This is a genomic window from Streptomyces sp. NPDC058274, from assembly GCF_042881375.1.
Classification (GTDB): Bacteria; Actinomycetota; Actinomycetes; order Streptomycetales; family Streptomycetaceae; genus Streptomyces.
In genome coordinates this window covers 96,248-115,428 of the sequence record NZ_JBHVXW010000005.1, presented here as the reverse complement: position 1 = coordinate 115,428, position 19,181 = coordinate 96,248, and the positions used below count along the sequence as shown (strand labels likewise).

Here is a 19,181-nt window from a genome sequence, read left to right as displayed (position 1 = left end):
GGGCGCCTGAGACTTAGGGGGGATACCGGGTGTGCCCTCGGTCACACTAACCTCGGCCGGAACGATGGGTCCGGACGTCCACGACCAAGGAGGCGGCGTTGTCCACAACTGCTGCGGAGCATCCCGCCGGCCCGGCGGACGCCGGCGGGGTCGCGGCCCGCGCACGCGGACTGACCAAGGCGTACGGCTCCGGCGAGACGGCCGTGATCGCGCTCGACTCGGTCGACGTGGACATCGCGAGCGGCCGGTTCACCGCCGTCATGGGCCCCTCGGGCTCGGGGAAGTCCACGCTCATGCACTGTCTGGCGGGACTCGACACCGTGTCGGCCGGACAGGTGTGGCTCGGGGACACCGAGATCACCGGACTGAAGGACCGCGATCTGACCCGGCTGCGGCGGGACCGGATCGGCTTCATGTTCCAGTCCTTCAACCTGATCCCGACGTTGAACGCGGCCGAGAACATCACGCTGCCCATGGACATCGCCGGGCAGAAGCCCGACCAGAAGTGGCTGGACCAGGTCATCGACACACTGGGGCTGCGCGACCGGCTGAAGCACCGGCCGGCCGAGCTGTCCGGCGGACAGCAGCAGCGGGTCGCCTGTGCGCGGGCGCTCGCCTCCCGGCCCGAGCTGATCTTCGCGGACGAGCCGACCGGCAACCTCGACTCCCGTGCCGGGCTCGAAGTCCTCGGCTTTCTGCGCGAGGCCGTCGACCACCTCGGCCAGACGGTCGTCATGGTCACCCACGATCCGGGCGCTGCCGCCCACTCCGACCTGGTGCTCTTTCTCGGTGACGGCCGGATCGTGGACGAGATGGCGCGGCCGACGGCGGAAGGAGTGCTGGAGCGCATGAAGCGTTTCGACTCGGTCCGGGCGACCTTCGACGGGGAGGGCGGCTCCGGGGCCGCGCCGGGGGACGACACCGGCGGCACGAAGGCGAGCGGCCGCTCCGGCGAGGCACCGCCCGGCGCCGGTGACGTACCTCCAGGCGGCCGGTCCGACGACGTAACCCTCGACAAGGACTGAGGCGGTCGTGCTCAAGGCGACACTGCGGAGCTTTCTCGCGCACAAGGGACGGCTGCTGCTCTCGGCGCTGGCCGTCGTCCTGTCCGTGGCGTTCGTCGCGGGCAGCCTGATCTTCTCGGACACGGTGACCCGTACGTTCGACCGGCTCTTCGCCTCGACGTCGGCCGATGTCACCGTGGCACCGCGGAACGATCTGAAGTCGCAGATCCCGTCCGGGGCGACGCAAACCGTGCCCGCCTCGCTCGCCGACCGGGTGGCGAGGATCGACGGCGTCGCGAGCACGCACGGGGATGTGTCCGTCGAGAACATCACGGTCGTCGACCGCGAGAACAAGTCCGTCGGGCCGACCACCGGCGCCCCCACGATCGCCACCGACTGGTACCTCACCGACCGCAGTCCGGTGAAGCTCACCTCCGGGCACGCGCCCGAGGGCAGCGGCGAGGCACTGCTCGACGCGGACACCGCCAAGAACAAGCACGTGAAGATCGGTGACACCCTGACCGTGCTCGCGCAGCCCGGGTCGTTCAAGGTACGGGTCGTCGGGATCGCCACCTTCACCACCACCAACCCCGGTGCCGCGCTGGTCTTCCTGGACACGCCCACCGCCCAGACCAAGCTGCTGGGCAAGCCCGGGCTGGCCACCGGCATCTCCGTGACGGCCGCGCAGGGTGTGAGCGACGCCCAGCTCAAGCAGCGCATCGCCGGCGAACTCGGCACGCGCGCGTACGACTTGAAGACCGCCGACGAACAGGCCGAGTCGGCTGCGGACCAGCTCGGCGGATTCCTCGACGTGATCAAGTACGTCATGCTCGGCTTCGCCGGGATCTCGGTCCTCGTCGGCATCTTCCTGATCGTCAACACCTTCTCGATGCTCATCGCCCAACGCACCCGCGAACTGGGGCTGTTGCGCGCACTCGGCGCCGACCGCCGCCAGGTGCGCCGGTCCGTGCTCACCGAGGCGACGCTCCTCGGCGTGGTCGGCTCGACCCTCGGTCTCGCCGCGGGGATCGGACTCGCTGCCGGACTGATCGAGCTCATGGGCCTGTTCGGCATGAACCTGAAGTCGACCGAGATGGTGATCGGGTGGGTGACACCCGTCGCCGCGTACGTCGTCGGAGTGGGCGTCACCTTCGTCGCGGCGTATCTCCCCGCCCGGCGCGCGGCGACCGTCTCGCCGATGGCGGCGCTGGCGGACGCCGAAATCGCCGGTGTGGGGCGGCCGTTGAAGACCCGGGCCGTCGTGGGCTCGGTCGTCGGCGTGGCCGGAGCCGCCGCACTCGTCGGGTGCGCGACCGCGACGAAGACGGCCTCGGCCGCCTCGCTGCTGGGTCTCGGCGTCGTCCTCACACTCCTCGCGACCGTGATCGCCGGCCCGCTGCTGGTGCGCCCAGTGATCCGGGTCCTCGGCGCGGCCTTCCCGGCGCTCTTCGGCACCGTCGGCCGGATGAGCCAGCGCAACGCGCTGCGCAACCCCCGCCGCACCGGCGCCACCGCCGCCGCCCTGATGGTCGGCCTGGCGCTGGTCGGCGGCATGTCGGTGGCGAGCGCGTCCATGTCCAAGTCGTTCGACCAGCAGATCGACAAGACGCTGGGTGCCGACTACGTGGTGCAGAACAGCAACTTCATGCCCTTCCCGCAGGAGATCACGGAGAAGGTGAAGGCCACGGACGGCACCGGCCTCGTCGTACGGCAGCGGTTCTCGGCCGTCGCGGTCCGGCTGCCGGACGGCAAGCGGATCGAGACGACCGCGGCGGGCTACGAGGCACGGCTCGACGACGTCGCCCACATCACCTACACCCAGGGCGACACGGCGGCCGCGCTCGCCGACGGCGCCCTGGCCATGGACGCGGACTTCGCCAAGGACCACGGCGTACGGATCGGCAGCACGGTCCGCGTCGAGTTCCCCGCGGGCCGCACGGCCGAGCTCAAGGTCGCCGCGCTCACCGACCAGGAGGGCTCCGACGGCTTCGGGACGCAGGGCGGGCTCTACTTCGGCTTCCCGACCATGGAGAAGTACGTGCCCGGCGGGCAGGACTCGGCGCTGTACGTGAACGCGGCGCCGGGCACCGACGCCGGCCAGTTGCGCGCGGCCCTGGAGAAGACGCTCGACCCCTATCCGCAGGTACAGGTGCGCAACCTCGCCGACTACAAGAAACTGATCCACGATCAGATCGCCGTACTGCTCTACCTCGTCTACGCGCTGCTCGGGCTCGCCATCGTCATCGCGGTGCTCGGCGTGGTGAACACCCTCGCGCTGTCGGTGGTGGAGCGCACCCGTGAGATCGGGCTGCTGCGCGCGATCGGGCTCGGCCGGCGGCAACTGCGCCGGATGATCCGGCTGGAGTCGGTGGTGATCGCCGTGTTCGGCGCGGTCCTCGGCCTGGCGCTCGGCCTCATCTGGGGCCTGTGCGTGCAGCAGGTGCTCGCCCTGCAGGGCATGACGGCACTCGCGATTCCCTGGACCACCATCGTGGCGGTCGTGGTGGGTTCGGCGATCGTGGGCATCGTCGCGGCGCTGCTGCCCGCGTTGCGTGCCTCGCGCATGAATGTTCTGGCGGCCATCGCGCACGAGTGATGGACTCCGGTGGCCGTTCCCAACTCGCCTACAGGCAGGAAGAGTGCATGCAGCGGCCGTTCCGGTTCGGAGTCAGCCTGATCACTCCCGCGCCCGCCGACGAGTGGCGCGCGAAATGCCGCCGGGCCGAGGAACTCGGCTACGACGTGATCCAGGTCCCCGACCATCTGGGCATGATCGCGCCCTTTCCGGCCCTGGTCGCGGCGGCCGAGGCGACCGAGCGCCCGCGACTGGGCACGTTCGTGCTCAATGCGGGCTTCTGGAATCCCACGCTGCTGGCCCGCGAGGTGGCCACCACCGACGCGCTCACCGGTGGCCGCCTGGAACTCGGCCTCGGCACGGGTTACGTACAGGCGGAACACGACACGGCGGGCCTGCCCTACGGATCGCCGGGCGAGCGGGTGGACCATCTGCTGCGTACGGTCGAGGAGTTGGTGCGGCTGGTCGGCTCGGCCGACCATCAGCCGCAGGCGGTCCAGAAGCCCCGGATTCCCCTGCTGATCGGCGGCAACGGCGACCGGATGCTGCGGATCACCGCCGAGCACGCGGACATCGCCGCCTTCACGGGCGCGCGCTCCGTGCCGGGCAGCGCCACAGGAGAGCTGGCACCGATCACGGCCGAGGAACTCGACGAGCGGGTCGCCGCCTACCGGCGCCTGGCCGCCGGCCGTCCGGAGCCGGCCGAGCTGAACCTCCTCATCCAGCTGGCCGTCGTCACCGACGACCGCGAGGCGGCCGTCGAGGAAGTGTTGCCCCGCGTCCCGGACCTGACCCGGGAGCAGCTCCTCGCGCTGCCGATCGTCCTGGTCGGAACGGTGGAGGAGATCATCGGCCAGGTGCGGGCCCAGCGGGAGCGCTACGGCTTCTCGTATCTGACCGTCCTGGAGCCGTTCATGGAGGCGTTCGCGCCCGTGGTCGACGCTCTGCGCGGCCAGTGACGAGCAGCCCGGTGGCGGCCCCGCAAGCGCCGGGCTCTGCGCGGGCAGTGAGAAGCAGCCCTTCGGCGGCACCGCACGCGCCGGTCCGGATCGTGGAATTCCCGTCTCGCCGGTGACCGCCCGTGATGGGATCGCGGCATGACTGATCTACGGATACGGGCCGCGACGCCCGGGGACCTGGATTCCGTCCTGGCCTTCTGGAAGACGGCTGCCGAGGGTACGAGCATCAGCGACGACCGGGACGGGGTGGCGCGGCTGGTGGCCCGCGATCCCGAGGCGCTGATCCTCGCGGAGCGCGAGGGGGAACTGGTCGGCACGGTCATCGCGGGCTTCGACGGCTGGCGCTGCCATCTGTACCGGCTGGCGGTCCACCCGCAGCGGCGCCGGCTCGGCATCGGCTCGGCCCTGCTGGCCGCCGCCGAGGAGCGGTTCACCCGGCTCGGCGGGCGCCGGGGTGACGCGATGGTCCTGGAGCGGAACGCGACGGCGCACCATGCGTGGCGGGCCGCGGGGTACACGCCCGAGGAGCAGTGGCGTCGGTGGGTGAAACCGCTGACGGCCTGATCGAGCGACTTTGCTGATCCTTTACCATGGAGGGATCAGACGTCCCCCGCATGGAAAGGTGTGAGCGTCCGCCCATGGGCGAGCCCCCCAGTACCCGGCACCACCGTCCTCCCGGAGCCCGACATCGCGCGGTCCCCGCTCCCCTGGCCGATCATGGGACGGAGGTGACCCGATGACCGAAGTGCTCCTCCTCGGGGTGGCGATTCTGCTCTCCCTGGCCTGTGGCGCCTTCGTCGCGGCGGAGTTCTCGCTGACCACGATCGAGCGCGGTGAGCTGCAGCGCGCCGTGGAGCGCGGTGAGCGCGGCGCGGCGGGCGCCCTGAAGGCCGTACGCAACCTGACCTTCCAGCTGTCCGGCGCCCAGCTCGGCATCACGGTGACCAACCTGGTGGTCGGCATGCTCGCCGAGCCGTCCATCGCCAAGCTGATCTCCGGCCCGCTGGAGTCCGTCGGCGTGCCGCACTCCGCCTCGACCTCGGTCGCCCTGGTGATCGGTACGGCCCTGTCGACCGTCTTCCTGATGATCGTCGGAGAGCTGGTGCCCAAGAACTGGGCGATCTCCTCGCCGCTCGCCGTGGCCAAGCGGGTGGCGAATCCGCAGCGCTGGTTCAGCGCCGCGTTCCGCCCGTTCATCACCCATCTGAACAACACCGCGAACCGGCTGGTGCGGCGCTTCGGCATCGAGCCGGCCGAGGAGCTGGCCTCCGCGCGCAGCCCCAAGGAACTGGTGGCCCTCGCCCGGCACTCGGCCAAGGAGGGCGCGCTGGAGGCCGACACCGCCGAGCTGTTCGTCCGCACCCTCAACCTCGCCGACCTGACCGCGGAAAACGTGATGACACCGCGCGTCCAGGTCATCGCACTCGATCTCCAGGCGACCTGCGAGGACGTGGCGAACGCGACGCGCGCGACCGGCCTGTCCCGGTTCCCGGTCTACCGCGGTGGTCTCGACTCGGTCGTCGGCGTCGTGCACATCAAGGACGTACTGACCGTGCCCGCCGAGCGCCGGGCCCGCAGCGCCGTCTCCCAGATCATGCGCGAACCCCTGTTCGTACCGGAGTCGCTGACCGTCGACCGCCTGCTGGACCGGCTGGCCGGCAAGCGGACGATGGCCGTGGTCATCGACGAGTACGGCGGCACCGCGGGAGTCGCCACGCTGGAGGACATCGTCGAGGAAGTCGTCGGCGAGGTGCGGGACGAGCACGACCCGCACGAGACACCCGATCTGGCCCCGGCCGGCACGGACGACGAGGGACGCACGCTGTACTCCGCCGACGGTTCGGCCCGTACCGACCATCTCGCGCGGGTCGGCCTGCGGGTGCCCGACGGGCCCTACGAGACGCTCGCCGGGCTGATCGCGAGCGAGCTGGGCCGCATTCCGGCGGTCGGCGACACCGTCGAGGTGGCCGGCTGGCGGCTCGAGGTGACGGACGCATCGGGGCGCCGGGCCGCGCGCGTACGGCTGCACGCGCCCGACGCCGTCGCCCAGGAGAGGGAGGGGAAACGGTGACCGCCGTACAACTGCTGATCGGTCTCGCCACGCTCGTGGTCAACGCCTTCTTCGTGGGCGGCGAATTCGCCCTGATCTCGGTGCGCCGCAGCCAGATCGAGACGTACGCCGAGGACGGCGACCGGCGGGCGCGCAGCGTGCTGTGGGGCCTGGAGCACGTGTCCGCGCTGCTGGCGGCCGCGCAGCTCGGCATCACCCTGTGCACGCTGGTTCTCGGTGTGGTCGCCGAGCCCGCCATCGAGCACCTGCTGGAGCCCGTGTTCCACGTGGTCGGAGTGCCCGAGGGCGCGGGCCATGTGGTCTCGTTCGTGATCGCGCTGGCCGCCGCGACGTATCTGCACATGCTGCTCGGCGAAATGGTCCCCAAGAACGTCGCGCTGGCGGAGCCGGTGCGCACGGCACTGCTGCTGGGGCCGCCGCTGGTCGCGCTGGCCCGGGGCCTGCGCCCGGTGATCTTCTCGGTGAACGCCTTCGCGAACGCACTGCTGAAGGTGCTCAGGGTGGAGGCGAAGGGCGAGGTCACAGCGACGTTCTCGGACGACGAACTGGCCCGGCTGGTCAAGGACTCCAGCGACGCCGGCCTCATCGACAACCGCGCCCAGGAGCGGCTCCACGACGCCCTGGAGCTCGGTCGCCGGCCGGTGCGCGATGTCGTCCTCCCGCTGGAACGCGTGGTCTACGCGCGCGTGGGGGTCACCCCCGAGCAGCTGGAGCAGCTGTCCGCCGAGTCCGGGTTCTCCCGCTTCCCCGTCGTGGACGACGTCCTGCGGATCGTCGGCTATCTGCACGTCAAGGACGCGCTGGACGCGATGCCGCGCGACCTGCCGTTCCAGGTCAAGGACATGCGGTCCATCGCGCGGGTCCGGGAGGACACCCCGCTGGACGACGTGCTGACGGCCATGCGCAGGAGTCGTACGCATCTGGCGGCCGTCCTGGGAGAGGACGGCCGGCTCTCGGGCGTGGTGACCATGGAGGACGTACTGCGGGAGCTGTTCGGGCAGCCTGTGTGATGCCCGCGGGTGGCCGCGCCGGGTGAGGCGGCGTGCTGCCGCCGGGGGTCCACCTCGGATGGGGTGGGCCCACCGACCGGCGGGTATGGGATCGCGTTACCATCGCTTTCGCCATGCAGACGAATGCCACCTACACCAGTCTTGTCGCGGTCGGCGACTCCTTCACCGAGGGCATGTCGGACCTTCTGCCCGACGGTACCTACCGCGGCTGGGCCGACCTCCTCGCGGCCCGGATGGCCGCCGTCACACCCGGTTTCCGCTACGCCAATCTGGCCGTGCGCGGCAAGCTGATCCAGCAGATCGTCGACGAGCAGGTGCCCCTGGCCGCCGCGATGAAGCCCGATGTGATCACGCTGGTCGGCGGGCTCAACGACACGCTGCGGCCCAAGTGCGACATGGGCCGGGTGCGCGGGCTCCTGGAGGAGGCCGTGGAGGGACTCGCGCCCTCCTGCAAGCAGCTCGTGCTCATGCGCAGCCCCGGCCGCAACGGTCCGGTGCTGGAACGGTTCCGGCCGCGCATGGAGGAGCTGTTCATGTGCGTCGACGACCTCGCGGCCCGGCACGGCGCGCTCGTCGTCGACCTGTACGGGGCGCCGTCGCTCGCCGACCCCCGCCTGTGGGACGTGGACCGGCTGCATCTGTCGTCGGAGGGGCACCGCCGGGTCGCGGAGGCCGTCTGGCAGACGCTCGGGTACGACCCCGAGGACGCCGACTGGCACACGCCCGCGCCGCCCGCGCCGCCGCCCGGCTGGGTCGCCCGCCGCACCGCGGACGTCCGTTTCGCCCGGCAGCACCTGCTGCCGTGGATCGGACGCCGTCTGACGGGCCGCTCCTCGGGCGACGGCCTGCCGCCCAAGCGGCCGGACCTGCTGCCGTACGACGGGCCGGTGGGCTAGCCAAGCGCCCGACCTGCCGTAGGACCGGCCTTTGGGCTAGCCAAGCGGCCGGACCTGCCGCAGGACCGGCCTTTGGGCTAGCCAAGCGGCCGGACCTGCCGTACGACGGGCCGGTGGGCCGGTCGAGCGCCCGGACCTGCCGTACGACGGGCCGGTGGGCCGGCCAAGCGGCAGGATCGAAGGCGTATCCGGTCTCACGTGCCGGCCGGGTACGTCGTCCGCCACCCGGCATCGCAGGGAGACCGTGTGCGTACCTCAGTGATCAACCTCAAGGGCCGTATCCATGACTTCGGGCCGCGGCTTGAGCACGCCCCTGCCGAGCTCGTGTACGTCGGCCGCCGCTGGACCATGGGCCACTGGGACCTCCCGCAGCATCCGCTCTACAACCCGTTCGCGTACGACACCGCGACCAGGAAGCGGGACGGCACTCGCGCCGAGGTGATGGCCAAGTACCGGTCCCATCTCCTCCAGCGGCCCGATCTGCTCGCCCAGGTGCCCGCCCTGCGCGGCAGGACGCTGGCCTGCTGGTGCGCGCCCGAACTGTGCCACGGCGACATCCTGGCCGAGATCGCGGACGCGTCCGCTTCGGACTCGTAGCTTCCGACAAACGATCCCGCGGCGCTGGCCTGCAGGAATCGCCAGTAGAATCCGTACACGTGACTGCCGCGCCTGCAAAGCCCCGTATCCCGAACGTCCTCGCCGGACGCTACGCCTCCACCGAGCTCGCCACGCTCTGGTCCCCCGAGCAGAAGGTGAAGCTGGAGCGTCAGCTCTGGCTCGCCGTGCTGCGGGCCCAGAAGGACCTCGGGATCGAGGTGCCGGACGCCGCGATCGCCGACTACGAGCGGGTGCTCGACCAGGTCGACCTGGCCTCGATCGCGGAGCGCGAGAAGGTCACGCGTCACGACGTGAAGGCGCGGATCGAGGAGTTCAACGACCTCGCCGGACACGAGCACGTGCACAAGGGCATGACGTCCCGGGACCTCACGGAGAACGTCGAGCAGCTGCAGATCCGGCTCTCGCTGGAGCTCGTGCGCGACCGTACGGTGGCCGTCCTCGCCCGTCTGGGCAAGCTCGCGGGCGAGTACGGCGAGCTGGTCATGGCCGGCCGCTCGCACAACGTCGCCGCGCAGGCCACCACGCTCGGCAAGCGCTTCGCGACCGCCGCCGACGAACTGCTCGTGGCATACGGCCGGGTCGAGGAGCTGCTCGCCCGCTACCCGCTGCGCGGCATCAAGGGCCCGGTCGGTACGGCGCAGGACATGCTCGACCTGCTCGGCGGGGACGCGGCGAAGCTCGCGGACCTGGAGCGGCGAATCGCCCAGCACCTCGGCTTCTCGCAGGCCTTCACCTCCGTCGGCCAGGTCTACCCGCGCTCGCTGGACTACGAGGTCGTGACCGCGCTGGTGCAGCTGGCCGCCGCGCCGTCCTCGCTGGCCAAGACGATCCGGCTGATGGCCGGGCACGAGCTGGTGACCGAGGGCTTCAAGCCGGGTCAGGTCGGCTCCTCGGCGATGCCCCACAAGATGAACACCCGCTCCTGCGAGCGCGTCAACGGCCTGATGGTGATCCTGCGGGGCTACGCCTCAATGACGGGCGAGCTGGCGGGCGACCAGTGGAACGAGGGCGACGTCTCGTGCTCGGTGGTGCGCCGGGTCGCACTGCCGGACGCGTTCTTCGCGCTCGACGGTCTGCTGGAGACGTTCCTGACCGTCCTGGACGAGTTCGGTGCCTTCCCGGCGGTCGTCGCGCGCGAGCTGGACCGGTACCTGCCCTTCCTCGCGACCACCAAGGTCCTGATGGGCGCGGTGCGGGCCGGTGTCGGCCGCGAGGTCGCGCACGAGGCCATCAAGGAGAACGCTGTCGCCTCGGCCCTGGCCATGCGTGAGCAGGGCGCCGAGCGCAATGAGCTCCTCGACAAGCTCGCCGCGGACGAGCGCATCCCGCTCGACCGTGCGCAGCTCGACGCGCTGATGGCCGACAAGCTGTCCTTCACGGGCGCCGCCGCCGACCAAGTGGCCACGGTCGTCGGCCGGGTCGAGGAGATCATGAAGCAGCACCCGGTCGCCGCGACCTACACGCCGGGGGCGATCCTCTGACGCGGCTGACTGCCGCGGACCTGGAGGCCGCCCGTGACCGGCTCGTGCCGGATGTCGTCGCGGACGGCCTCCACGTCCTGTTCTGCGGTATCAACCCCGGTCTGATGACCGCGGCCACCGGACACCACTTCGCCCGGCCCGGCAACCGCTTCTGGCCCGTGCTGCACCTGTCCGGTTTCATGCCCCGTCTGCTGAAGCCGTTGGAGCAGGGCGAGTTGCTCTCGTACGGGCTCGGCATCACGAACGTGGTGGCACGGGCGACGGCGCGGGCCGACGAGCTGACCGCGCAGGAGTACCGGGAAGGCGGGGAGATCCTCGCCGCCAAGGTGGAGCGGCTGCGTCCGCGTCGGCTCGCGGTAGTGGGTGTGACCGCCTACCGAGCCGCCTTCGGTGACCGAAAGGCTCAAGTCGGCCCGCAGGAACGGTCGATCGGGGCCAGCCGGGTGTGGGTGCTGCCCAACCCCAGCGGGCTGAACGCGCATTGGACGGCCGCGACGATGGCGGAGGAGTTCGCGCGGCTGCGGGTGGCCGCCGAGGACGACCGCTAAGCCCTGTGCGCTCATTCCCATCATCCGCCCGGCAGAAGGGAGTTGACGACGGGGCCTAGGGCGGGTCGGTCTCCGTGACCACGGCCAGGAGCTGGAAGGGCAGCTCCCGGTCCCACTGGGAGACACCGAGGGCCACCCAGCGGTCGTGGCCGTCCGGCTTCCAGAGATGCACGTCCGGCACGTGCGCGCTCAGCGTGCCCCAGGGTTCGGGTATGTCCTCACCGGCTGTGGTCCGGTCGAAGACGCTCGACAGGCTGAAGTGCCGCGGGGTCCCCCAGCGGTGGGCCAGCCGCTCCGACAGACCGTCCCGGTCGGCCTCGAACTGCTCCTCCGTCTCCTCCCGGGCCGATCCGTCGTCCTCCCAGAACTCCTCGCTCGTCGCCAGCTCCGCTATGTGATAGCCGGGGCCCCCGGACCCGGCGGGCGACCGGCCCTGCTCCGCCGGGAAGTCCTCGGAGCACAGCCGGTCGATCGTGGCCAGTTGCTGTGCGATGGTCATGCCGTCCAGTAAACCGGCCCGCACTGACAATTGGCGGGCCGTCAGCCGGTCAGGCGTCCCGGCGCCGTACGCTCCACGCGCCGGCGAACAGGGCCGCCGCCGCCCAGGCCGCGGTCACGGCCAGGCCCGTCCACGGTCCCAGCGAGCCGTCCCAGGTCTCGTGCAGCACCACCTGACCCGCCTTGTCCGGCAGGAAGTCCGCCGCGCTGCCCGACACGCCGCCGACCACGAAGGACACGATGAGCAGGAAGGGGACCAGAATGCTCAGCGTCGCGACCCCACTGCGCAGCAGCGCGGTCAGTCCGGCCGCGAACAGCGCCATGAGCGCGAGGTAGACACCGCATCCCACAGCGGCGCGCAGCCCCTCGCTCCAGGTCACCCCGCTCCACCTGGTTCCGAGGACCGCCTCGCCCACCACCAGGCCGGCCGCGCCGGTGAACAGACCGACGAGCAGCGCCGGTACGGCGATGGCCACCGCCTTGGCCGCGAACCAGCGTCCGCGGTGCGGAACCGCGGCGAGCGTGACCCGCAGCGCACCGCCCTGAAACTCCACCGAGACGGCCTGCGCGCCGAAGGCGATGGCGGCGATCTGCCCGAAGCTGACACCGAAGAACGCCGAGAACAACGGGTCGAAGTCGCCGTCCGCCGAGTCGTCGAGCCCGGCGAGCGCCGAGAAGGCCGCGGTGACGAGGAGGACGGCGAGCAGCGCGGCGACGAGTGACCGCAGTGTACGGATCTTGATCCACTCCGAGCGGAGTACGGGTGCGAACGTCATGATCGTGCCTCCTGCTGCCGGGGCGGGCTCGGCATTCCGGTGAACTCGGTCTCGGCGGACGTCAGATCGAGATAGGCCTGCTCCAACGTGCCTTCCTCCGCGGCGAGTTCGAGGACCGGCACACCCGCGGCCGAGGTGAGGCGCCCGATGTCCTCCACGCGCGCGTCGAGGACGGTCCAGCGTCCGTCCTCGTCCTCGACCGCCTCGATCCCGTTTCCGGCCAGCAGACCGCTCAGTGCGGCGCCGTCGGTGGTGCGCACCCGGACGCGCGGCTGCACGCGCGCGTGGATGAACTCCCCCATCGGGGTGTCCGCGAGCAGGCGGCCCCGGCCGAGGACGACAAGGTGGTCGGCGAAGGACGCGGTCTCGTTCATGAGGTGGCTGGAGACGAGGACGGTGCGTCCCTCGCGGGCCAGCCGGCGCAGCAGTTCGCGGATCCAGATGATGCCTTCGGGGTCGAGCCCGTTGGACGGCTCGTCGAGCAGTACGACGGGCGGGTCGCCCAGCAGCGCGGCCGCGATGCCCAGCCGCTGGCGCATGCCCAGGGAGTACGTCTTCACCCGGTCTCGCGCGACCGACGCGAGTCCGGTCTCGTCGAGCACCTCGTCCACGCGGCGCTCCGGGATGCGGTTGCTCGCCGCGAGCGCCCGCAGATGATCACGCGCGGTGCGTGATCCGTGGGCGGCCTGCGCGTCGAGCAAGGCGCCCACGTGGCGCAGGGGTTCGTGCAGGGAGGCGTAGGGCCGGCCGCCGACGCCGGCGGTGCCGGAGGTGGGCCGGTCCAGGCCCAGCACGAGCCGCATGGTGGTGGACTTGCCGGCGCCGTTGGGCCCGAGGAAGCCGGTGACGCGGCCGGGGAGCACACGGAAGGTGAGGTGGTCCACGGCGCGCTTGCTGCCGTACTCCTTGGTGAGGTCTTGGACGTCGATGCTGGTCATGGGCTCAGCGTGTCCGCTGTCCGGCCGTCCCGTCCTCCCCCGCCGGCGGAGACCGTCTCCCTCGCTCGGGGGAGGCTCGTTGTCGGTGCCGCCTGGCACGATGACGCGATGGCCCGCTTTCTGCGCCCGCTGTTCCGGGGGACGACGTACACGCGCTTGCTGCATCTGTGGGTGCCGATGCTGTTCGTCAGCGTGTGGTTGTTCATCGACTCGACCAAGCCGTGGGTGCCCGCCGCGATACTGATTCCGCTGGGGCTGATTCCAGCCGTCCGGCGAGGTGAGGGCGTGCAGGCGCAGTTCATGCTGGCGCAGGGCGGCGGGGAGGAGGCGTTCTCGGTCGCGCCCTCGGTCAGTTGGCGGGATCGGTGGCGGACCGTGCTCTGGCTGGAAGTCCGGATGGTCGGTGGCTTGGTGGCCTCTGCGCTCACGGTCTGGCTGCCGGTGATTGCCTTCGATCTGGCCGGCGCGGCGACCGGCCACACGATCACCGACAACCCCTTCGTGCCGATTTCGGATCCGCACTGGGCCTATGCACTGCTCGTCCCGCTGCCCTTGCTCGGGCTGTACGGCGCGGTCGTCGCCCTCGGCGCGCTGGTCACGGCGCTCGCCCGCCGTCTTCTCGGCCCCTCCCCCGGCCAGCGGCTCGCCGCCCTGGAGGAGCGCACGGAGCAGCTCCTGGAGCGCACACGCATCGCCCGGGAGCTGCACGACTCCATCGGGCACGCGCTGACCGTCGCGGTGGTGCAGGCGGGCGCGGCGCGGGCGGCCGGCGACCCCGCGTTCACCGACCGGGCCCTGGGCGCCATCGAGGACACCGGCCGGGCCGCCCTGGAGGACCTGGACCGGGTCCTCGGTGTGCTGCGCGAGGCGGAGCGGCCGGTGAGCAGCCGCCCGACGCTGACGGAGGCGGACCGGCTCCTGGAGTCCGCGCGCGCCTCGGGAGCGAAGGTCGACGCCGAGGTGACGGGCCCGGTGGAGACGGTGCCCGGACCCGTCTCCCGTGAGGGCTACCGCATCCTGCAGGAATCGCTCACGAACGTCCTGCGCCACGCGGGGGGTGTCCCTGCCCGGGTCCGTATCGAGTGCCAGGACGCCAGACTGGTCCTGGAGGTCCGCAATCCGCTCACCGAGGAGATACCGGGGCCCGGCCGCGGCAGCGGGCTGCGGGGCATCCGTGAGCGGGCCGCGCTGCTCGGCGGCAGCGCCTCGACGGGCCCGGACCAGGGCGACTGGCAGGTGCGGGTGGACCTGCCACTGCCCTGATCTACGCTGACCGGATGCCGGTCACCGTGCTTCTCGTCGACGACGAACCCCTCGTACGCGCGGGCCTGCGTGCCGTCCTGGAGGCGCAGCCAGACATCGAGGTCGTCGGGGAGGCAGCCGACGGCGCGGCGGTGATCCCGCTGGTGCGGCAGCTGCGGCCCGATGTCGTCGCCATGGACGTGCGGATGCCCCTGATGGACGGCATCGAGGCCACGCGCGCGGTGCTGCGCACGGTGACCGATCCGCCGAAGATCCTCGTGGTGACGACGTTCGAGAACGACGAGTACGTCTACGAGGCGCTGCGCGCCGGCGCCGACGGGTTTCTGCTGAAGCGGGCCCGGCCCGCCGAGATCGTGCACGCGGTGCGGCTGATCGCCGAGGGCGAGTCCCTGCTGTTCCCCGCCTCCGTCCGGCAACTGGCCGCCGAGTACGGCGACGACGACGGCAACCCCGCGGCCCGGGCGGTGCTGGAGCGGGCCGCGCTCACCGAGCGTGAGGCGGAGGTGCTGCGCCTGGTGACCCGGGGCCTGTCGAACGCGGAGATCGCCGGTCGGCTGACCGTCGGGACGGAGACGGTCAAGTCCCACGTCAGCGCCGTCCTCGCGAAACTGGGCGCCCGGGACCGCACACAGGCGGTCATCACGGCGTACGAATCGGGGTTCGTCTCGCCCGGATGACGGACCGTGCCGCTCGGTCGATGCGGACCCGCCAGTAACGTGGGGGTCCCCGGCACTCGCCGGGGCCCGCCACGCCGAGTACGATCCGGCGAACACGCGCACGAGCTGGGAGGACGGACGTTGGGGCAGTTGACCGGCGGGGATCCCTCTCTGCTGCGAAGGATCAATTCCGCGGTGGTGCTGCACGCGCTGCGTGCCACGGACTGCGCGACGCTCACCGAGATCACCCGGGTGACCGGATTGTCCCGGCCCACGGTCGAGGGGGTCGTCGAAGGGCTGATCGACGGCGGGCTCGTCGTCGAGAAGGCGGCCGAGGAAGGCGCCGCACGGCGTCAGGGCCGGCCCGCCAGACGGTTCAGGTTCCGGGCCGAGGCGGGGCACCTGCTGGGCCTGGAGATAGGCCCCCACCGGGTCGCGGCGCTGCTCGCCGACCTGGACGGCCGGGTGATGGGCGCCATGTCCAAGGAAGTCGACGAGACGGCGTCCGCCGACGAGCGGCTGGAGCGGCTGCGCAGCGCGGTCGCCGACCTGCTGCGCCGGGCGGGCGTGGCCCGTAGTTCCCTGCGCGCGGTCGGGGTGGGCAGCCCCGGCATCGTCGAGGCGGACGGCACCGTACGCCTCGGCACGGCCCTTCCGGAGTGGACGGGCCTGCGGCTGGGCGAGCGGCTGAGCCGTTCCTTCAAGTGCCCGGTGCTGGTCGAGAACGACGCCAACGCGGCGGCGGTCGCAGAGCACTGGAAGGGCTCGGCCACCGAGTCCGACGACATCGTGTTCGTGCTGGCCGGGCTGAGCCCGGGCGCCGGGTCGCTGATCGGCGGACGGCTGCACCGGGGCTACGGCGGTGCGGCCGGCGAGATCGGGGCGCTGCATCTGCTGGGCCGGGAGGCGACCCCGGAGACGCTGCTGTCGACCACGGACGAGCCCTTGCACCCCCTCGACGAGCAGGCCGTCGCCGATGTCTTCGCCCTGGCGCGCGAGGGCGATCAGCGGGCCCGCGCGGCGGTCGACCGCTTCATCCAGCGCCTGGTCCACGACGTGGCCGCGCTCGTGCTGGCCCTCGACCCCGAGCTGGTCGTGATCGGCGGCTGGGCGGCCGGCCTGGACGGCGTACTGGAGCCGCTGCGGCGCGAGTTGGCGCGCTACTGTCTGCGGCCGCCCAAGGTGACCCTGTCCCTGCTGGGCGAGGCGGCCGTCGCGACGGGAGCACTGCGGCTGGCGCTCGACCACGTCGAGGAGGAGCTCTTCGCGGTGGAGAGCACGGTCACCGCGCGGCGCTGAGGGGCCGGGGCGAGGCGCTGGGGCGGCTGGGCGCCGGATCGGCCTCCTGTGCGGCTGAGGCGCGGAGCGGTCATCCATCGGCTGAGGCGCAGGAACCGTAAGGGCACGGCTCGGGCGCCGGAACCGTCAGGCACGACGGAAGCACCGGAGCGGTCACCGATGCGGCTCAGGCGCCCGAGCGGTCACCAACCCTCCCGAGGCGCCGGAACCGTCAGGCACGACAGGCACCGGAGCGGCCAGCCGTCAGGCACGCCAGATACACCGAAGCGGTCGGCAACGCGGCCGAGGTGCCGGGTTGGCCGGCGTGGCGCAGCCATGCGAGCCGTCCCGCGCGCGACGCAAAACGTCACGCCCCGGCGTAAGCGGGGCGTGACGTTTGTGGCTCGCTCGCGGCAGCGGTGCCGCCCGCGGTTCAGGAAGCGCGGCGCTCCGGCGTGTGGTGGATCTCGACGCCGCCGGCGTCACCGAAGGTCAGCCGGCAGGTGTCGGCGCGATACGTGGCGACGGAGACCGCCGCCGTGCGTCCCTCGGCGAAGAAGCGGGTGGTGACGACGAGGACCGGCGCTCCGGGGAGGCGGTCGAGTTCCTTGGCGTCGTCCGCACGCGCCGAACCGAGCTCCACGGCACGGTCCTCGCCCTCCAGCTCCAGACGCTGGAGCTCCCGCAGGACGGCACGCGCGCGTGCCGGGCCCGCGGGCGCGTCGATGGAGGAGAGGTCGGGCACCGAGGACGCCGGGATGTAGAGCAGCTCGGCGGCGACCGGCTGACCGTGCGTCACGCGGGACCGGCGCACCGTGTGCACCGCTTCGTCGCGGTCCGTTTCCAGCAGGTCGGCCACCCGGAGGGGCGGCGCCGCCAGGGCGCAGTCCGCGGGCTGCCAGGCGTCGCCCGCCGCACCCGGCCAGGTGTGCTGCTCGGACCCGACGGCCACACCCACGCGCGGCGGGGCGACCGTGGTGCCCACCCCGCGGCGGCGCTGCAGCCGGCCTTCCAGTTCGAGCTGCTCGAGGGCCTGGCGGAGCGTGGCACGGGCGACCCCGAAGCGGGCCGCGAGATCGCGTTCGTTGGGCAGGATCTCGCCCACCGTGAACTCGGAGTCGAGTGCCTCACTGAGCACGGTCTTGAGATGCCAGTACTTAGGCTCCGGCACCGTTTCCAGCTGCGTGGTCCCCACCCTGTCCTCCGCAATCGCCGTGGCCCGGCGGCTTTTTAGCGCCCTTGTTTATTAAAGGTTCCTGCACTATCCCTGCGACCATAAGCGCGGCCCCACCCTTGGTCAAGACCAATCCTCGATCCCTTACCGATTGCAGGGGCGCGGTGCCGCAGAGCGTTCATACGACGTTCGCGCTGGGAGATGTTCGCGACACAAGCGCGCAAGCCGGGCGTCCCCAGCACCGGGACCGGGCCTTCCCGGCGCACGGACCGGTTCTCCCCTGCGCACGGACCCGGCGTACCCCCCCCCGGGCCTCGTACACGACGGCGAAGCTCCCGCGGTGACGATGGGGGCTTCGGGGCCGTGGAGCGTGGGCCGCCGCTATTCGGGCGAGAGCGACAGCAGCTTCTCGGGGTTGCGGATGACGTAGATGCACTGGATCCGGCCGTCCGCGACGTCCAGCTGGAAGACGCTGTCGGCCTTGTCGCCCGACAGCGCCAGGAGCGCCGCGCCGCCGTTGACCTCAACCAGGTGGAACGACACGTCCGGGATCCCCTTGCGGGCCGCGCCGAAGATGAAGCGGCTCACCTTGTCGGCGGACTCGATGACCCGCAGCGGCGCCTTGGCCAGACCGCCGCTGTCGCCCACCAGGCGCACCTCGGGGGCCAGCAGGGACAGCAGGCCCGCGAGGTCGCCCTCGACGGCCGCGGCGAGGAACCGCTCGGTGAGCAGGCGGCGTTCGACCGGGTCGACCTCGTAGCGCGGCCGGCGCTCGTCGACGTGTTTGCGTGCCCGGCCGGCGAGTTGGCGTACCGCGGACTCGCTGCGGTCGAGGGTGGTAGCGATGTCGGCGTACGGGTATCCGAAGGCCTCGCGGAGCACGAACACGGCCCGTTCCAGGGGCGAGAGGGACTCCAGGACGACGAGCACGGCGAGGGAGACGGAGTCGGCGAGCACGGCCCGTTCGGCGGTGTCCGGGACGGTGTCCCCGAAGTCGGTCACATACGGCTCCGGCAGCCAGGGGCCCACGTACGCCTCACGGCGGGACTGCACGTGGCGCAGCCGGTCGATGGCGAGCCGGGTGGTGATGCGCACCAGGTAGCCGCGCGGTTCGCGCACGTCGGTCCGGTCCGCGCCGGACCAGCGCAGCCAGGCCTCCTGGACCACGTCCTCCGCGTCGGCCACCCGCCCGAGCATGCGGTAGGCGACGCCCGTCAGGACGGGGCGGTGCTCTTCGAAGACGTCGGTCGCGGTGTCGGTGGCCACTGATTCATCCCATCCGGCTCGTCCCGTCATGTCCAGGCAGATTCGGTGTCTGACCGAGCACACGCACGCGCGTGGAGGCGCCCGTACGGCCAGTGGTGGGCGGACTGGGCGTCGACCCGCACGCACGCGTGGAGGCGCCCGCGGAGCCGTTGACCGGCGCGTCGGCCGCC

General features: G+C 71.8%; 18 protein-coding genes. 13 read left to right on the top strand and 5 right to left on the bottom strand.

The window, feature by feature from the left end; genetic code table 11:
- The first annotated feature begins 98 nt into the window (after positions 1-98).
- From ACFVYF_RS12610 to mug, 10 genes are all read left to right on the top strand, one after another.
- Positions 99-1,025: an ABC transporter ATP-binding protein gene (locus ACFVYF_RS12610; RefSeq protein WP_389454941.1), complete on the top strand. Its 927-nt coding sequence runs from the start codon at positions 99-101 to the stop codon at positions 1,023-1,025.
- A gap of 7 nt (positions 1,026-1,032) precedes the next feature.
- Positions 1,033-3,600: an ABC transporter permease gene (locus ACFVYF_RS12605; RefSeq protein ID WP_389454939.1), complete on the top strand. Its 2,568-nt coding sequence runs from the start codon at positions 1,033-1,035 to the stop codon at positions 3,598-3,600.
- 47 nt (positions 3,601-3,647) lie between these two features.
- A complete protein-coding gene (locus ACFVYF_RS12600; RefSeq protein WP_389454937.1) occupies positions 3,648-4,538 on the top strand; it encodes an LLM class F420-dependent oxidoreductase in 891 nt (296 codons plus the stop codon).
- 138 nt (positions 4,539-4,676) lie between these two features.
- Positions 4,677-5,102 carry a GNAT family N-acetyltransferase gene (locus ACFVYF_RS12595; RefSeq protein WP_389454935.1) on the top strand — a complete coding sequence of 142 codons (426 nt, stop codon included), beginning with the start codon at positions 4,677-4,679 and terminating at the stop codon, positions 5,100-5,102.
- Between the two features lie 172 nt (positions 5,103-5,274).
- The gene (locus ACFVYF_RS12590) at positions 5,275-6,609 is read left to right on the top strand and encodes a hemolysin family protein (RefSeq protein WP_389454933.1); all 1,335 of its coding nucleotides are present in this window, start codon (positions 5,275-5,277) and stop codon (positions 6,607-6,609) included.
- Positions 6,606-7,619, top strand: a complete 1,014-nt coding sequence (locus ACFVYF_RS12585) for a hemolysin family protein (protein ID WP_389454931.1) — start codon at positions 6,606-6,608, stop codon at positions 7,617-7,619. The genes ACFVYF_RS12590 and ACFVYF_RS12585 overlap by 4 nt, the downstream gene beginning before the upstream one ends.
- A gap of 113 nt (positions 7,620-7,732) precedes the next feature.
- Positions 7,733-8,515: an SGNH/GDSL hydrolase family protein gene (locus tag ACFVYF_RS12580; RefSeq protein ID WP_389454929.1), complete on the top strand. Its 783-nt coding sequence runs from the start codon at positions 7,733-7,735 to the stop codon at positions 8,513-8,515.
- A gap of 246 nt (positions 8,516-8,761) precedes the next feature.
- Positions 8,762-9,112, top strand: a complete 351-nt coding sequence (locus ACFVYF_RS12575) for a DUF4326 domain-containing protein (protein ID WP_389454927.1) — start codon at positions 8,762-8,764, stop codon at positions 9,110-9,112.
- Between the two features lie 59 nt (positions 9,113-9,171).
- The gene (purB, locus tag ACFVYF_RS12570; protein WP_389454925.1) at positions 9,172-10,614 is read left to right on the top strand and encodes an adenylosuccinate lyase; all 1,443 of its coding nucleotides are present in this window, start codon (positions 9,172-9,174) and stop codon (positions 10,612-10,614) included.
- Between the two features lie 44 nt (positions 10,615-10,658).
- Positions 10,659-11,162 carry a G/U mismatch-specific DNA glycosylase gene (gene mug / locus ACFVYF_RS12565; RefSeq protein WP_389454923.1) on the top strand — a complete coding sequence of 168 codons (504 nt, stop codon included), beginning with the start codon at positions 10,659-10,661 and terminating at the stop codon, positions 11,160-11,162.
- Positions 11,163-11,217: 55 nt separating this feature from the next.
- Here the strand turns inward: mug and ACFVYF_RS12560 are convergent, their stop codons facing one another.
- Genes ACFVYF_RS12560 through ACFVYF_RS12550 form a run of 3 tightly spaced genes read right to left on the bottom strand, consistent with a single transcriptional unit; the run spans position 11,218 to position 13,374 of the window.
- Positions 11,218-11,661 (bottom strand): hypothetical protein, encoded by a 444-nt coding sequence (locus ACFVYF_RS12560; RefSeq protein ID WP_389454921.1) that lies wholly within the window; start codon positions 11,659-11,661, stop codon positions 11,218-11,220.
- Between the two features lie 49 nt (positions 11,662-11,710).
- A complete protein-coding gene (locus ACFVYF_RS12555) occupies positions 11,711-12,436 on the bottom strand; it encodes an ABC transporter permease (protein ID WP_389454919.1) in 726 nt (241 codons plus the stop codon).
- A complete protein-coding gene (locus ACFVYF_RS12550; RefSeq protein WP_389454917.1) occupies positions 12,433-13,374 on the bottom strand; it encodes an ABC transporter ATP-binding protein in 942 nt (313 codons plus the stop codon). The genes ACFVYF_RS12555 and ACFVYF_RS12550 overlap by 4 nt, the downstream gene beginning before the upstream one ends.
- A 108-nt stretch (positions 13,375-13,482) precedes the next feature.
- Between ACFVYF_RS12550 and ACFVYF_RS12545 the strand changes: the two genes are divergently transcribed.
- From ACFVYF_RS12545 to ACFVYF_RS12535, 3 genes are all read left to right on the top strand, one after another.
- Entirely contained in the window at positions 13,483-14,637 is a 1,155-nt protein-coding gene (locus ACFVYF_RS12545) for a sensor histidine kinase (protein WP_389454915.1), read from the top strand.
- A gap of 14 nt (positions 14,638-14,651) precedes the next feature.
- Positions 14,652-15,314: a response regulator gene (locus ACFVYF_RS12540; RefSeq protein WP_389454913.1), complete on the top strand. Its 663-nt coding sequence runs from the start codon at positions 14,652-14,654 to the stop codon at positions 15,312-15,314.
- A gap of 120 nt (positions 15,315-15,434) precedes the next feature.
- Positions 15,435-16,592 carry an ROK family transcriptional regulator gene (locus ACFVYF_RS12535; RefSeq protein WP_389454911.1) on the top strand — a complete coding sequence of 386 codons (1,158 nt, stop codon included), beginning with the start codon at positions 15,435-15,437 and terminating at the stop codon, positions 16,590-16,592.
- Positions 16,593-17,004: 412 nt separating this feature from the next.
- Here ACFVYF_RS12535 and ACFVYF_RS12530 read toward each other — a convergent pair whose 3' ends face one another.
- Together ACFVYF_RS12530 and ACFVYF_RS12525 are read right to left on the bottom strand one after the other, a co-directional pair.
- Complete coding sequence (locus ACFVYF_RS12530) at positions 17,005-17,766, bottom strand: GntR family transcriptional regulator (protein ID WP_389454909.1); 762 nt, start codon at positions 17,764-17,766, stop codon at positions 17,005-17,007.
- Positions 17,767-18,126: 360 nt separating this feature from the next.
- On the bottom strand, positions 18,127-19,011 hold the full coding sequence (locus tag ACFVYF_RS12525) for an RNA polymerase sigma-70 factor (protein ID WP_389454907.1): 885 nt from the start codon (positions 19,009-19,011) through the stop codon (positions 18,127-18,129).
- Positions 19,012-19,181 lie beyond the last annotated feature (170 nt).

Bases quoted from the DNA above. Each gene is read 5' to 3' on its own strand.
- ACFVYF_RS12545 (WP_389454915.1), top strand. From the start codon at position 13,483: ATGGCCCGCTTTCTGCGCCCGCTGTTCCGGGGGACGACGTACACGCGC.
- ACFVYF_RS12540 (WP_389454913.1), top strand. From the start codon at position 14,652: ATGCCGGTCACCGTGCTTCTCGTCGACGACGAACCCCTCGTACGCGCG.
- ACFVYF_RS12550 (WP_389454917.1), bottom strand. From the start codon at position 13,374: ATGACCAGCATCGACGTCCAAGACCTCACCAAGGAGTACGGCAGCAAG.
- ACFVYF_RS12590 (WP_389454933.1), top strand. From the start codon at position 5,275: ATGACCGAAGTGCTCCTCCTCGGGGTGGCGATTCTGCTCTCCCTGGCC.
- ACFVYF_RS12600 (WP_389454937.1), top strand. From the start codon at position 3,648: ATGCAGCGGCCGTTCCGGTTCGGAGTCAGCCTGATCACTCCCGCGCCC.
- ACFVYF_RS12560 (WP_389454921.1), bottom strand. From the start codon at position 11,661: ATGACCATCGCACAGCAACTGGCCACGATCGACCGGCTGTGCTCCGAG.
- ACFVYF_RS12595 (WP_389454935.1), top strand. From the start codon at position 4,677: ATGACTGATCTACGGATACGGGCCGCGACGCCCGGGGACCTGGATTCC.
- ACFVYF_RS12580 (WP_389454929.1), top strand. From the start codon at position 7,733: ATGCAGACGAATGCCACCTACACCAGTCTTGTCGCGGTCGGCGACTCC.
- ACFVYF_RS12555 (WP_389454919.1), bottom strand. From the start codon at position 12,436: ATGACGTTCGCACCCGTACTCCGCTCGGAGTGGATCAAGATCCGTACA.